We start from the raw sequence: 13,594 nt of genomic DNA on the forward strand, positions 1-13,594 counted from the left end.
AGCTTTTTGGTCTTTTGTTTATCCGGTTTGCCGAACTGACCGCTGGGTCGTGTTCGGAAAACCGAATGGCTTGAGCCCCACCAATCCGTGGGAGAGGCGGTGTGTTCCAAAATGCAAAAAGCCCCTGGATCGTAGATTCAGGGGCTTTTGGTCTTGCGGGTACTGTCACGCCGCTTCAATTTTGCGCCGATTGTGCTCGACCTTTTGCAGATACTGCTGGAGCTTGTCCTGCTCTGCGGCGGTGGTAAACAAGCCCAGCTTGCTGCGGCGCCAGAGGATGTCCTGGGCATCGATGGCCCACTCGTCGCTGCACAGGTAATCGACTTCGCGGGTGTAGAGGCCTGCGCCGATGTGCTCGCCCAGGTCGACGAGGTTGTGTACGCCTTCGAGCATGCGCCAGGTGCGGCTGCCGTACGTGGTGGCCCAGCGGCGGGCGATGTCGGTCGGCAGCCAGTCGAACTTGTCGCGAATCGCCGAGCACAGCGCCTGCGGGGTCGTCATGTTTTCGCCCCCCGGCAAGGTTGCCAGGGCGGTCCAGCTTGGACGCATCTGCGTAAAGTATGGCGCCAGTTGCGCCATCGCCGATTCGGCCAGCTTGCGGTAAGTGGTCAGCTTGCCACCGAATACCGAAAGCAGTGGCGCCTCTTGACCTGCGGCAGAAAGCGCCAGGGTGTAATCCCGGGTTACGGCGGAAGGGTTGTCGGACTCGTCGTTGCACAACGGCCGGACGCCGGAATAACTGTGCAGGATGTCGTCGCGGCTGACCTGTTTCTTGAAGTGGGCGTTGACCACTTTCAGTAGGTAATCGGTTTCGCCTTCGGTAATTGCGACCTTCGCCGGATCGCCGGTGTATTCGCGATCTGTCGTGCCGATCAGGGTGAACTGGTTCAGGTAGGGGATAGTGAAGACAATGCGCTGGTCCTCGTTCTGGAGAATATGCGCATGCTCGCCTTCGTAGAGTTTCGGAACGATCAAGTGGCTGCCCTGAATCAGGCGGATACCGTAAGGCGATTCCATCTTCAGGTCGTCACGAATGAACTTGGCCACCCACGGGCCGGCGGCGTTGACCAGGGCCTTGGCCTGGATCGAAAACAGGCTGCCGTCGGCACGCTCCAGATGCAACTGCCAAAGGCCCTTGCTGCGACGGGCGCTGACGCAGCGGGTGCGGGTATGTACGTGGGCGCCTTTTTCCCGCGCCGCCATGGCGTTGAGTACCACCAGCCGGGCGTCGTCAACCCAGCAGTCCGAGTATTCGAAGCCCTTGGTGATTTCGCTTTTCAGTACGCTGTCAGCGCCAAATTTCAAACTCCTGGAGCCGGCGAGCTGCTCGCGCTTGCCCAGATGATCGTAAAGGAACAGGCCGGCGCGGATCATCCAGGCGGGGCGAAGATGCGGCCGATGGGGCAGCACGAAGCGCATCTGCTTGACGATGTGTGGGGCTTTGGCCAGGAGGACTTCGCGCTCGGCCAGCGCTTCGCGCACCAGGCGGAATTCATAATGTTCGAGATAGCGCAGGCCGCCATGTATCAGCTTGCTGCTGGCTGAAGAAGTATGGCTGGCGAGGTCGTCCTTTTCGCAAAGGAACACCGAAAGGCCGCGACCGGCCGCGTCCGCAGCGATCCCCACGCCATTGATGCCGCCGCCTATAACGGCGATGTCATAGATCTCTGCGAGAGGGGGCGTAGGCAAGGTGGTAGTGGGCATCGGCTGGCCTCGGGCTCTTTTCGAAATATTTGAATTCGAACATTAATGTTCATTTGCGAAAAATACTAGCCCATAAAAACGGCAACGGCCAGTTGGATTCGATTGAAAATACTGATCGAATGCCGCCGAAAGGAAAATTTTCGAACAAAAAGAGAATTGCGGAATGCTTCTGTGGCGAGGGGATAGACCCCCTCGCCACCAGGGTTCTGGGCATGGGGCGCGGAGCTAGACCACTTCCAATCGAATCTTGTGCTGGGTCAGCAGATGCGCCAGGGCTGGCACGGGCTGCTGGTCGGTTACCAGGCAATCGATCAGGCTGATCGGGCCCAGGCGGACCATGGCGTTGCGCCCGAATTTGCTGGAATCTGCTGCCAACAGCACTTGCCGAGCGTTGGCGATGATGGCTTGGGACACCCGCACTTCCTGGTAATCGAAGTCCAGCAGGCTTCCGTCCTCATCGATGCCGCTGATGCCCACCAGGGCGAAGTCGACCTTGAACTGGCTGATGAAGTCGACACTGGCCTGGCCAACCACGCCGCCGTCGCGTCGCACATTGCCCCCGGCGATCAGGACTTCGAAATCATCCTTGGCGCTGAGGATCGACGCCACGTGCAGGTTGTTGGTGATGACTTTGAGGTGGTTGTGATTGAGCAGCGCCCGGGCGATGGATTCGGTGGTGGTGCCGATGTTGATGAACAGCGACGCGTGATCGGGAATCTGGGCGGCGATGGCTTCGGCGATGCGTTGCTTCTCATCGCGCATCTGGTCCGCGCGCATGGCGTAGGCGGTGTTTTCCACGCTTGAATCGTAAGCCGCGCCGCCGTGATAGCGGCGCAACAGATTCGCTTCCGCCAATTGATTGATGTCGCGGCGGATGGTCTGTGGGGTGACGACGAATAATTGCGCCATTTCCTCGATGCTGACATAGCCGCGTTCGCGGACCAGTTCGAGGATTTGTTGCTGGCGGGGAGGCAGATTCATGGGGCTTCCTTTGGGCTGCCATTCAAAATTTGCCCATGATGCCGCAGGAATCCCCTCCCGACCAGTTTCAGAACTTTAACGGGCCTTATTCGGCGTCTTCGTGGGGCTCCCAATCGCGGGTGCGGCTGACGGCTTTTTTCCAGCCAGCGTAGAGTTTTTCCTTGGCTTGCTCGTCCAGTTGCGGTTCGAACTCACGCTCGATTACCGCTTTGCCGCGCAGTTCTTCCAGGCTGCTCCAGAAACCGCACGCCAGGCCGGCCAGGTACGCTGCACCGAGGGCGGTGGTTTCGCGCATTTTTGGGCGTTCGACCTGGGTGCCAAGGATATCCGCCTGGAATTGCATGAGGAAGTTGTTGGCCACCGCGCCGCCGTCCACGCGCAAGGACTTGAGGCGCTCGCCGGAGTCCTGCTGCATGGCGTCGAGCAGATCGCGGGTCTGGTAGGCGATGGATTCGAGCGTGGCCCGGATAATATGGTCGACCCGCACGCCACGGGTCAGGCCGAACAGCGCGCCACGGGCATAAGGGTCCCAGTACGGCGCGCCCAGGCCAGTGAACGCCGGGACCAGATACACCCCATTGCTGTCCTTGACCTTGTTGGCGAAGTACTCGGTGTCGAGCGCATCGTTGATGATCTTCAGTTCATCGCGCAACCATTGGACGGTAGACCCGCCATTGAACACTGCGCCCTCCAGGGCATAGGCCACTTCACCGCGAGGGCCGCAGGCGATGGTGGTGAGCATGCCGTGATTGGATTTGACCGCTTTGTCACCGGTATTCATCAGCAGGAAACAGCCGGTGCCGTAGGTGTTTTTCGCCTGGCCCGGTTCCACGCACATCTGGCCGAACAGGGCGGCCTGCTGGTCACCGGCGATACCGCCGATGGCGATGCCGCTCTTGGTGCGGCCGTAGATTTGTGAGGACGATTTGACCTCCGGCAGCATTTCCCGAGGGATGTTGAGGATGTCGAGCATCTTCGCGTCCCACTCCAGCGTATGGATGTTGAAAAGCATGGTGCGCGAGGCGTTGGTGTAGTCGGTGACATGGACCTTGCCGCCGGTAAATTTCCAGATCAGCCAGCTGTCCACGGTGCCGAACAGCAACTCGCCGTTGCGTGCGCGCTCGCGGCTGCCTTCGACGTTATCCAGGATCCACTTGAGCTTGGTGCCGGAAAAATACGGATCGGTGACCAAGCCGGTGGCTTCGCTGATGTATTGCTCATGGCCGTCACGCTTGAGCTGCTGGCAGATTTCAGTGCTGCGCCGACATTGCCAGACAATGGCGTTGTAGATCGGCCTGCCGGTCGACTTGTCCCAGACCACCGTGGTTTCGCGCTGGTTGGTGATGCCGATGGCGGCGACCTGGTCGTGATGCAGCCCGGCCTGGGCAAGCGCTTCGACCATGACCGCGCTCTGGGTGGCGAAGATCTCCATCGGATCGTGTTCGACCCAGCCTGGCTGTGGGTAATGCTGGACGAATTCTCGTTGGGCCGTGCAGACCACGTTGGCGTCACGGTCGAAAATAATGGCACGTGAGCTGGTCGTGCCCTGGTCGAGGGCAATGATGTAGTTCTTATTCTCAATGTCGGTCATGTCGATTGCCTTGGGACTTAGGTAACGTAATTAAGGAAGAGGCCAGGGCGGGGGCTCGAATGGCAGGCGCCCGCGCCGACTGTTTCAGGACGTTCTGGGCTTGCCATCAATGGCCGGCTCTGGCTCCTTTGCAGCAACCACGGCGCTGGGCAGGTGGCGAGCGATGAGCCCGCGATAAGCAGCAGCACCCAGGCATGCGCCAAGGATCGGCGCAAAAATCGGTACGAGGAAGTATGGAATGTCACGCGCCCCGGTGAGTGAAATTTCACCCCAGCCAGCGAAGAAAGTCATCAATTTCGGACCGAAATCCCGCGCCGGGTTCATCGCGAAACCTGTCAGTGGTCCCATCGAACTGCCGATCACGGCGATCAGCAAGCCGATCAGCAGCGGCGCCAGCGGGCCGCGCGGCAGGCCGTTGTTATCATCGGTCAGGGACATGATCACGCCCATCAGGATGGCGGTGATGATCATCTCGACCAGGAAAGCTTGGCCGGTGGACAGTGCCGGGTGGGGGTAGGTGGAGAATACCGACGCCAGTTCGAGGCTGGCCACGGTGCCCCGGATCATGTGGCGGGACTGTTCGAAATCGAAGAACAAATTGCTGTACAGCGTGTAGACCAGCAGTGCGCCGCAGAACGCGCCGGTCACTTGGCAAACGATATAGAAAGGCAGTTTGCGTTTTTCGAAGTCAGTGAAAATGCACAGGGCGATGCTGACGGCGGGGTTCAGGTGTGCGCCGGAAATGCCCGCGCTGAGATAAATCGCCATGCTGACACCGACGCCCCAGATGATGCTGATTTCCCACAAGCCGAAACTGGCGCCCGCGACCTTGAGCGCTGCAACGCAACCGGTGCCGAAAAAAATCAACAGGGCCGTACCCAGGAACTCCGCCAGGCATTGGCTGGAGAGCGAAGGTTGTTGTAAAGCAGTCGTCATTCAAACCTCGGTTCTTTTTGTTGTCCTGCGCGGCGGAAAACAACCCGTCGTCGCCTTTTCGCCGAGTGCCGGATCCCCATCCTGCGCTCGGGGTGTTGCTTGAGACACGCGTTTCTGCTTTCAGTTTCGAAAAAATATAGACAAGAAACGCCGCTGTCAAAGGTCGAAAGTGAACCGTCGGTCATATTAGGATTATTCGTTCCATGAATGAATTTTTCCGGCGTGGCGCGGCGTCGCCATCGGCCGTCTGCGCAGCCTTTTGCCTGGGGATCGCTTAGAATTCTCGCCACTCTTTTTGTTGTTTCCCTGTCAGGAGCGGTCATGACCCCCGCATTGGATCTGCTGAAAAAAGTGCGTGCCGAACATCGTATTCACAGTTACGAACATGACCCCAAGGCCGCGTCCTATGGTCTGGAAGCCGCAGAGAAACTGGCTCTGGAACCGGCGCGAGTGTTCAAGACGCTGTTGGCCGCGAGCGAGAAAGGTGAATTGCTGGTGGCGGTGGTGCCGGTCGCCGGGAGTCTGGACCTCAAAGCGTTGGCCCATGCGGCCGGGGTAAAGAAAGTCGAGATGGCCGATCCAGCCGCCGCGCAGCGTTCGACAGGTTATTTGCTGGGGGGCATCAGTCCGCTGGGACAGAAGAAGCGCCTGCGCACGTTTATCGACTCATCCGCACAGCCGTTTCCCACTGTGTTCGTCAGCGCGGGAAGACGAGGCCTGGAGGTGGAGTTGGCGCCCGCGTTGCTGGCGGAGCATACCGGAGCGGCGTTTGCGGATATTGGCCGCGGGTGAGGAGCAAGCGCCTCTGCCAGGATGAATCTTTCCAACCGTCCAGGCGTCCAACCTTTCAATGTGTAAGGCGAAAATTGTGTCGATCTGTCACTGGATAAACGGTGCCTGCGCAGCTCATGCTCACGCATCATAAAAAAGGAGATGTGCCATGCAGCTTGCGTTTCATCAGGTCGATGCGTTCAGTGACCGGCCCTTTGGCGGTAACCCGGCGATGGTCTATCGGCTCGATGCCTGGCTTGCCGATGACCTGATGCAAAAGATTGCCGCCGAACATAACTTGGCTGAAACCGCGTTTATGGTGCGCGAAAACCAGCACTGGCATATCCGCTGGTTCACCCCGACCACCGAGGTGCCCTTGTGTGGCCATGCCACGTTGGCCAGCGCTTATGTGTTGTTCGAGGTCTATCACGAAACCGTGGAGCGGCTGGACTTCATCTGCAAATCCGGAGCGCTGAGCGTCACGCGCGAGGGCGAACGGCTGTGGTTGGATTTCCCTGCCATCGTGCCGGCCGAATTGGGGGCGTCCCTGGCGGTCCAGAGTGCCTTGGGTGTCGAGGCGGTGGATGTGCTGAGTTCCAACGAATTGTTCGTGGTATTGGAGTCGGAGCAGGCGGTGCTCGAGTGCAAGCCGGACATGGCGGCCCTCGCGAAACTGCCATGGCCTGGCGCGATCGTGACCGCGCCGGGGAGCAAGCACGATTTCGTCTCGCGCTATTTTGCTCCGGCGATTGGTATCAATGAGGATCCGGTCACCGGGTCGACTCATTGCAGCCTGATTCCCTACTGGTCCAAGCGGCTGAACAAGCTCGGGCTGACGGCGTATCAATGCTCGGCCAGGGGAGGGGCATTGTTCTGCCGGCTGGAGGGTGACCGGGTGAAGATCGGCGGGCATGCCACGTTGGTGGCCAGCGGGACCCTATCAGTCGGTTGAGGTCAATGAGGTTCTGTGGGGGCGCGCTTGCTCGCTCCCACAGGGTGTAGCGTCAATTGGCGACGCTATGCCGTCGCACGCCGCTGTCGATCGACGGCAAATGCGCTGCCGTACTGCCCGAGGCCTGGAACAGCACCAGGTGTTCGGCGGCCACGCGAATACCGACAGTCGCCCCGACCTGATGGTCGGCGTGGCTTGGGAAAATCGATTCCAGTTGCGCACCCGTCGGCAATTGCAGGCGATACAAGGTCGAAGCGCCCAGAAAAGTCTTACCGACGATGGTAGCCGTGAGCGGGCTGTCAGGCGCGTAGACGATATCGTCCGGGCGCAGCAGCACATCCACGGCGCTGCCGATGGGCCAGGTATAGGCCCGGTTTCCCCGTAGCGTCCCCAATTCGGTCTGCACTGATTCCGGGCTGTCGAGCTGGCCTCGGATGAAATAGCCCTGGCCGATAAAGCTGGCGACATAAGGCGTCAGGGGTTCGTGGTAAAGGTTGTAGGGCGTATCCCACTGTTCCAGCCGACCCTCCCGGAATACGCCGACATGATCACTCACGGCGAAGGCTTCTTCCTGGTCATGGGTCACCAGAATCGCGCTGGTGCCGCGAGCCTTGAGGATGTCCCGCACCTCATGGCTGAGCTTGCGTCGCAGCTCGCCATCGAGGTTGGAGAAGGGCTCGTCGAGCAGCAGCAATTGCGGCTCGGGCGCCAATGCCCTGGCGAGCGCCACGCGTTGTTGCTGGCCTCCGGAGAGCTCATGGGGAAAACGTTTACCGAGGTTCTTCAGGTTGACCAGTTCCAGCAGCTCTTCGACCACACGGTTCTTGCCAGGGTGTTTACGAATGCCGAATGCCATGTTCTCGGCGACGCTGAGGTGCGGGAACAGTGCATAGTCTTGGAATACCATGCCGATGCGACGTTTTTCCGGGGCCAAGGTGAAACCCGCGCGGGAAATGATTTCCCCGGCCAACTGGATCTCGCCTTCGTGTACCGGTTCGAAACCGGCGATGGCCCGCAGGGTCGTGGTCTTGCCGCACCCGGACGAGCCCAGCAAGCAGCCGATGTCGCCCGCATTGAGGTGCAGGTTGAGGTTCTGGACGACTCGCTGGTCCTGGTACCCGCAGGCCAGGTTATGCAGATTCAGTAACAAGGAGTGACTCATGCGTGGTGATACGCCGGCTCGACGAGGAATTCGAGCAGGGCCTTCTGTGCGTGGAGACGGTTTTCTGCCTGGTCCCAAGCGACGGATCGCGGGTCTTCCAGCAGGTCGAGGCTGATTTCCTCGCCGCGATGGGCGGGTAGGCAATGCATGAACAGCACCTCGGCGTCCGCCAGGTCGAGCAGGGCCCGTGTGACTTGCAACGGCGCGAACAGCTTGACGCGCTTGGCGGCTTCCTCTTCCTGGCCCATGGAGGTCCAGACGTCGGTGCTCACCAGGTGCGCGCCGGCCACGGCCAGCTTCGGATCACGGACCAGCGACACCCGGTCCCCGGCCTTGGCGAGCAGTTCTGCATCCGGGTCATAGCCTTCAGGGCAAGCGATCCGTAGCTGGAAGTCGAATTGCATCGACGCTTCTATATAGCTGTTGCACATGTTGTTGCCATCGCCGACCCAGGCAACGGTTTTGCCCTGGATCGAGCCGCGGTGCTCGAGGAAGGTCTGCATGTCGGCCAACAGCTGGCAAGGGTGCAGATCGTCGGATAGGCCGTTGATCACCGGCACGCGGGAATAGGCGGCGAATTCGGTCAGGGTGCTGTGGGCAAAGGTACGGATCATCACGGCGTCGAGCATGCTCGACATGACAATGGCGCAATCGCTGATCGGCTCGCCACGTCCCAGTTGAGTGTCGCGGGGCGACAGGAAAATCGCCTGGCCGCCAAGCTGGATCATGCCGGCTTCGAAAGAGATGCGCGTGCGCGTGGATGACTTCTCGAAAATCATCCCCAGCACACGGTTTTTCAAGGGCTCGAACAGTACGCCGCGTTTACGCAGGTCCTTGAGCTCAACGCCTCGACGGATCACGGCGAGCAACTCATCGGGCGTGAAATCCATCAGGGAGAGAAAGTGCCTTGCGCTCATGATTGACTACCTTTTTGTAACGGACCGCAGATGCTCAGAGCCTTGTTTCATGGAAAAACGGGCGAGACCTGCGGCAAAAGCCGCACGGGGCGACGAAATAGGGGAAAGGCGCGATATTGACATTAAATGTCGCGTCTTACCAATAGGGCTACGGTTATGAGGGATTTCAGCGAGGCCAATGCAGAGTTGCATTGGCGTGGTTGAGGCCGGTTTCCTGACAGCAGCGGGTTCATTTGTACACTGGCGTTGCGTCGCTTGGCAATCGAGCAGGGCGGGCATCGGGTGGTTGGCGGTCGGTTTTTGACCCGCTGGCCCGGGTCGTCGGTCTGTTGCCAAATGTGAAATATTTCCTAATGCAGGACCCTGAGTTATAAATGAACCCCTAGCCGCAGGAGCCCCGAAATGGATTCGAAAGAGCAACGACTGATGGAACTGTTGGGGCTGACGGCACGCACCCTGACCCACCTGACCGCTTCGGTGACGTCCATGTCATTCGAATTGCTGCGCAGCGATGACGAAGTGACCAAGGCGGCGGGGCGCCGCATGATCGATCGGATGGCCACGATCAGCGGTGGTCTCGATGAGCACTGGCGCTTGATTGGCGAGTTGACCGGGGTGCCCATGGCCCAGGAGGAAGTGCAGACCATCGAGGAAATCCAACTGCTGGCGCCTCCTCCCGAGCAGCCTTGACAGCGACGCATCGGCGGGCATGATGCCTGGCGATTCACAGGACGAACGTCGCTGGCGCTACCGGGCATCCCGCGCCATAGTTTTGTTCCCGCGGCCCAAAGTGCCCGCTACGAATAAAACAGAGGCTGGCCATGACCAAGACCCTCCATCACCGTGCGTGCCATCTGTGCGAGGCCATCTGTGGCCTGACTCTCGAAACCACCGAAACCGAAGGCCAAGGCCTGGCGATCACCTCGATCAAGGGTGATCCGCTGGACAGTTTCAGTCGTGGGCACATCTGCCCCAAGGCCGTGGCGTTGCAGGATATCCAGAACGATCCGGACCGTCTGCGCCAGCCCATGCAACGAGTCGGCGGCGAGTGGCAGCCCATCGCCTGGGACGACGCCTTTGCCTTGGTGGCCGAACGCCTTGCGGCGATCCAGGAGCGCCACGGCCAGAACGCGGTGGGGGTCTATCAGGGCAACCCCAGCGTGCACAACTATGGATTGATGACCCACAGCAACTATTTCCTCGGCTTGTTGAAAACCCGCAGCCGCTTTTCGGCGACTTCGGTTGATCAATTGCCCCATCACCTGACCAGTCACTTGATGTACGGTCACGGCTTGCTGCTGCCGATACCGGACATCGATCACACCGATTTCATGCTGATCCTGGGGGGTAATCCGCTGGCTTCCAATGGCAGCATCATGACCGTGCCGGATGTGGAGAAACGGCTGAAGGCAATCCAGTCCCGGGGCGGCCGGGTGGTGGTGGTCGATCCGCGGCGCAGCGAGACGGCGGCCATCGCCGACCAGCATGTATTCGTACGCCCCGGCGGCGATGCCGCGCTGCTGTTTGGCTTGCTTGGCACCTTGTTCAGCGAAGGACTGACGCGTGACAGTCATTTGCCGGTGGACGGCCTCGAAGAGGTGCGCCAGGCCGTTGCACCTTTCACCGCAGAGGCCATGAGCCCGCTTTGTGGGGTGCCTGCCCCGCAGATCCGCCAATTGGCCCGTGATTTCGCTGCCGCGCCGTCGGCCGTGTGCTATGGCAGGATGGGTGTTTCGACCCAGGCTTTCGGCACGCTGTGCCACTGGCTGATCCAGGTGATCAACCTGGTGACCGGCAATCTCGATCGAGTGGGCGGGGCACTGTGCACCGAGCCAGCGGTGGATTTGGTGGCGACCACTTCGGGCGGGCATTTCAATCGCTGGCAAAGCCGTGTATCCGGGCGTCCCGAATATGCGGGCGAGTTGCCTGTATCGACCCTCGCTGAAGAAATGCTCACCGAGGGCGAAGGGCAGATCCGTGCGCTGGTCACCGTGGCCGGCAACCCCGTGCTGTCCACGCCTAACGGACGGCAGCTCGAGCAAGCGCTGGATGGGCTTGAGTTCATGGTCAGCATCGACTTGTACATCAACGAAACCACGCGCTACGCCGACTTGATCCTGCCGTCGACCTCGGCCCTGGAAAATGATCATTACGACACCACGTTCAACCTGTTCGCCGTGCGTAACGTCAGCCGCTTCAACCGGGCCATCCTGCCCAAGCCCGAGGGAGCGCTGCACGATTGGGAGATTTTTGTCGGCCTGGCCAAGGCTTTTGCCGCCCGGACCGGCAAGGAGCTCAAGCCGACGATGCCGCCGGCGCAGATGATCGATTTCGGCCTGCGAGCCGGGATGTATGGCGATGCTTCGCCCTACAGGTTGTCCTTGGCAACGCTGTTCGATCATCCCCACGGTATCGATCTCGGTGCGCTCAAGCCCAATCTGACGGCCCGGTTGAAAACCGAAAATGGCCGCGTGCAGGCTGCGCCCGCCGTCATCCTCGCCGACCTGGCGCGCTTTGCCGCGTTGCGAGCGCCGGCAGCGGACGAGTTGCTGATGATTGGCCGGCGCCATGTGCGCAGCAATAATTCATGGATGCATAATTTCCACCGGCTGGTGAAAGGCAAGCCGCGTCATCAATTGCTGATGCATCCGCAAGACCTTGCCAGCCGGGGGCTTGTCGATGGGCAGCGCGTGAAGGTCAGCTCCCGGGTCGGCGTGATTGAAGTGGAGGTCCAGAGCAGCCCGGACATGATGAAAGGCGTGGTCAGCCTTCCTCACGGTTGGGGGCATGCTCGTCCTGGCGTGCAGATGACCATCGCCAGCGGACAGCCTGGGTCCAGCGCCAACGACCTGACCGATGAGCGCCAGCTCGATGAGTTATCCGGCAACGCGGCGCTGAACGGTGTTCCGGTGAAGGTGGCGGCTGCGTAAAATTGTCCCCGGGGCGGACCGAGCAAGGTGCTCGGCTTTCCGTTACAATGCGCCACCGTGTCGACATCTGTAGTCGCAAAAGTTCAAGCCGAGGTGCTCCGTGGATATCATCGAAACGATCAAAGAACAGATTGCCAACAACACCATCCTGCTCTACATGAAAGGCTCGCCGAACGCCCCACAGTGCGGCTTCTCGGCCAAGGCTGCTCAGGCGGTGATGGCGTGTGGCGAGAAGTTCGCCTACGTGGACATCCTGCAGAACCCGGAAATCCGCGCCAACCTGCCCAAGTACGCCAACTGGCCAACCTTCCCACAGTTGTGGGTTGGCGGTGAGCTGATCGGCGGCAGTGACATCATGACTGAGATGGCCGCCGACGGTTCGTTGCAGTCTACGATCAAGGCAGCTGTGGAAGCAGCGGCGGCTAACAAGTCCGAAGCCTGATCGACCGCAGTACTGTAGGAGCCTGGCCATCCAGGCAATAAAAAGCCCCGCACCTCGAAAGAGGGCGGGGCTTTTTAGTGGCTTGCTTTCGAGGGCGCTTATTCTTCGCCCATCTGCGATTGCAGGTAATTTTCCAGACCGATCTTGTCGATCAGGCCCAGCTGGGTTTCGAGCCAGTCGATGTGCTCTTCCTCGGATTCGAGAATGTCTTCCAGCAGTTCGCGGCTACCGAAGTCGCCAACGCTTTCGCAATGGGCAATGGCGGCTTTCAGGTCGGCGTGGCCGGTGCGCTCGATGCGCAGGTCGCACTCGAGCATTTCACGAGTATGTTCGCCGATGTGCAGCTTGCCCAGGTCCTGGACGTTCGGCAGGCCTTCGAGAAACAGGATTCGCTTGATCAGCTTGTCCGCATGTTTCATTTCATCGATGGATTCGTGGTACTCGTGCTTGCCCAGCTTGTTCAGGCCCCAATCCTCGTACATGCGTGCATGCAAGAAGTACTGATTGATCGCGACCAGCTCATTGGCAAGGATCTTGTTGAGATGCTGGATGACTGTAATGTCGCCTTTCATGATGAGGGCCTGCCCTGATAACTGTGTATTAAGGCGGAGTTTGAGCCGAGCTATTACGAGTGTCAAACCTAAGTTATTGAATAATAAATGAAAATTAATCGGAATAAGAATGTTTGTGTTCCGCGTCTGGAAGCTAAGCATTTGATTTTCGGGCATAAAAAAACCGGACATTGAGTCCGGTTCTTTGAATGTCTGGATTTATGCGGCCGTAAATTCTGCCGGATAAGGGATCGAGGCTTGCGCGGTCTGAACTTTGGCGAGGGTTTCACGCACCACTTCCTTGGCGAGGCAGGCGCATTTGCCGCATTGGCTGGCTACGCCGGTGGCCTGGCGGACTTCCCGGTAGCTGCAGCAACCCTCATAGATCGCTTCGCGGATTTGTCCGTCGGTGACGCCAGTGCAGAGGCATACATACATAAGTGAGAACCGTCGCTGGTTGTGACTCAATTGAGACGGATCTTAATGTTAACGAGAATGATTGTCAAAGTGGTTTCCTGCGCTGGTTGACGAACGGTGTCGAGCGCCTGCCATCAAGCGGGCATCGGATTTCCAGGGCCGCCAAAAAACCGTTGAGGACAGGCCAAACGTGCGGTGTATGATGGTCGGTCCTTGCAAAGCGGGTTCGTGTCACAGGGC

General features: G+C 59.6%; 13 protein-coding genes. 5 read left to right on the forward strand and 8 right to left on the reverse strand.

Annotated features, from left to right (window positions below; genetic code table 11):
- Window positions 1-165: 165 nt before the first annotated feature.
- From glpD to J3Q04_RS06065, 4 genes are all read right to left on the reverse strand, one after another.
- Window positions 166-1,704, reverse strand: coding sequence for a glycerol-3-phosphate dehydrogenase (glpD, locus tag J3Q04_RS06050; RefSeq protein WP_420765236.1), 1,539 nt, complete (start codon window positions 1,702-1,704; stop codon window positions 166-168).
- A gap of 225 nt (window positions 1,705-1,929) precedes the next feature.
- Window positions 1,930-2,685, reverse strand: coding sequence for a DeoR/GlpR family transcriptional regulator (locus J3Q04_RS06055; protein WP_420765235.1), 756 nt, complete (start codon window positions 2,683-2,685; stop codon window positions 1,930-1,932).
- An 85-nt stretch (window positions 2,686-2,770) separates the two neighbouring features.
- Entirely contained in the window at window positions 2,771-4,276 is a 1,506-nt protein-coding gene (glpK, locus tag J3Q04_RS06060) for a glycerol kinase GlpK (RefSeq protein WP_420765234.1), read from the reverse strand.
- An 84-nt stretch (window positions 4,277-4,360) separates the two neighbouring features.
- Window positions 4,361-5,212 carry an MIP/aquaporin family protein gene (locus J3Q04_RS06065; protein WP_420765233.1) on the reverse strand — a complete coding sequence of 284 codons (852 nt, stop codon included), beginning with the start codon at window positions 5,210-5,212 and terminating at the stop codon, window positions 4,361-4,363.
- 321 nt (window positions 5,213-5,533) lie between these two features.
- On the opposite strand from J3Q04_RS06065, the gene ybaK reads away from it, so the two are divergent.
- Both ybaK and J3Q04_RS06075 read left to right on the forward strand, forming a co-directional pair.
- A complete protein-coding gene (ybaK, locus tag J3Q04_RS06070; protein ID WP_420765231.1) occupies window positions 5,534-6,004 on the forward strand; it encodes a Cys-tRNA(Pro) deacylase in 471 nt (156 codons plus the stop codon).
- A gap of 148 nt (window positions 6,005-6,152) precedes the next feature.
- Window positions 6,153-6,935 (forward strand): PhzF family phenazine biosynthesis protein, encoded by a 783-nt coding sequence (locus J3Q04_RS06075; protein WP_434607416.1) that lies wholly within the window; start codon window positions 6,153-6,155, stop codon window positions 6,933-6,935.
- Between the two features lie 52 nt (window positions 6,936-6,987).
- On the opposite strand, the gene J3Q04_RS06080 is transcribed toward J3Q04_RS06075, so the two are convergent.
- Both J3Q04_RS06080 and argF read right to left on the reverse strand, forming a co-directional pair.
- Complete coding sequence (locus J3Q04_RS06080) at window positions 6,988-8,097, reverse strand: ABC transporter ATP-binding protein (RefSeq protein WP_434560301.1); 1,110 nt, start codon at window positions 8,095-8,097, stop codon at window positions 6,988-6,990.
- The gene (argF, locus tag J3Q04_RS06085) at window positions 8,094-9,014 is read right to left on the reverse strand and encodes an ornithine carbamoyltransferase (RefSeq protein ID WP_434560299.1); all 921 of its coding nucleotides are present in this window, start codon (window positions 9,012-9,014) and stop codon (window positions 8,094-8,096) included. Before argF ends, J3Q04_RS06080 begins: the two co-directional genes overlap by 4 nt.
- Window positions 9,015-9,416: 402 nt before the next feature.
- Here argF and J3Q04_RS06090 point away from each other — a divergent pair, with 402 nt between their 5' ends.
- The 3 genes from J3Q04_RS06090 to grxD all read left to right on the forward strand — a co-directional run bounded on the left by J3Q04_RS06090 (window position 9,417) and on the right by grxD (window position 12,386).
- Window positions 9,417-9,704: a hypothetical protein gene (locus J3Q04_RS06090; RefSeq protein ID WP_420765227.1), complete on the forward strand. Its 288-nt coding sequence runs from the start codon at window positions 9,417-9,419 to the stop codon at window positions 9,702-9,704.
- Between the two features lie 131 nt (window positions 9,705-9,835).
- A complete protein-coding gene (locus tag J3Q04_RS06095; RefSeq protein WP_434607413.1) occupies window positions 9,836-11,944 on the forward strand; it encodes a molybdopterin oxidoreductase family protein in 2,109 nt (702 codons plus the stop codon).
- Window positions 11,945-12,044: 100 nt separating this feature from the next.
- The gene (gene grxD, locus J3Q04_RS06100; protein ID WP_186569763.1) at window positions 12,045-12,386 is read left to right on the forward strand and encodes a Grx4 family monothiol glutaredoxin; all 342 of its coding nucleotides are present in this window, start codon (window positions 12,045-12,047) and stop codon (window positions 12,384-12,386) included.
- Between the two features lie 98 nt (window positions 12,387-12,484).
- Here the strand turns inward: grxD and bfr are convergent, their stop codons facing one another.
- Complete coding sequence (gene bfr / locus J3Q04_RS06105) at window positions 12,485-12,958, reverse strand: bacterioferritin (RefSeq protein WP_053124544.1); 474 nt, start codon at window positions 12,956-12,958, stop codon at window positions 12,485-12,487.
- A 198-nt stretch (window positions 12,959-13,156) separates the two neighbouring features.
- Complete coding sequence (locus tag J3Q04_RS06110) at window positions 13,157-13,375, reverse strand: bacterioferritin-associated ferredoxin (RefSeq protein WP_039591750.1); 219 nt, start codon at window positions 13,373-13,375, stop codon at window positions 13,157-13,159.
- Window positions 13,376-13,594 lie beyond the last annotated feature (219 nt).

This window comes from Pseudomonas sp. D4-21 (assembly GCF_051132125.1).
Lineage (GTDB): Bacteria > Pseudomonadota > Gammaproteobacteria > Pseudomonadales > Pseudomonadaceae > Aquipseudomonas.

Bases quoted from the DNA above. Each gene is read 5' to 3' on its own strand.
- J3Q04_RS06095 (WP_434607413.1), top strand. From the start codon at position 9,836: ATGACCAAGACCCTCCATCACCGTGCGTGCCATCTGTGCGAGGCCATC.
- J3Q04_RS06055 (WP_420765235.1), bottom strand. From the start codon at position 2,685: ATGAATCTGCCTCCCCGCCAGCAACAAATCCTCGAACTGGTCCGCGAA.
- J3Q04_RS06065 (WP_420765233.1), bottom strand. From the start codon at position 5,212: ATGACGACTGCTTTACAACAACCTTCGCTCTCCAGCCAATGCCTGGCG.
- glpK (WP_420765234.1), bottom strand. From the start codon at position 4,276: ATGACCGACATTGAGAATAAGAACTACATCATTGCCCTCGACCAGGGC.
- argF (WP_434560299.1), bottom strand. From the start codon at position 9,014: ATGAGCGCAAGGCACTTTCTCTCCCTGATGGATTTCACGCCCGATGAG.
- J3Q04_RS06080 (WP_434560301.1), bottom strand. From the start codon at position 8,097: ATGAGTCACTCCTTGTTACTGAATCTGCATAACCTGGCCTGCGGGTAC.
- J3Q04_RS06110 (WP_039591750.1), bottom strand. From the start codon at position 13,375: ATGTATGTATGCCTCTGCACTGGCGTCACCGACGGACAAATCCGCGAA.
- glpD (WP_420765236.1), bottom strand. From the start codon at position 1,704: ATGCCCACTACCACCTTGCCTACGCCCCCTCTCGCAGAGATCTATGAC.
- ybaK (WP_420765231.1), top strand. From the start codon at position 5,534: ATGACCCCCGCATTGGATCTGCTGAAAAAAGTGCGTGCCGAACATCGT.
- J3Q04_RS06075 (WP_434607416.1), top strand. From the start codon at position 6,153: ATGCAGCTTGCGTTTCATCAGGTCGATGCGTTCAGTGACCGGCCCTTT.
- J3Q04_RS06090 (WP_420765227.1), top strand. From the start codon at position 9,417: ATGGATTCGAAAGAGCAACGACTGATGGAACTGTTGGGGCTGACGGCA.
- bfr (WP_053124544.1), bottom strand. From the start codon at position 12,958: ATGAAAGGCGACATTACAGTCATCCAGCATCTCAACAAGATCCTTGCC.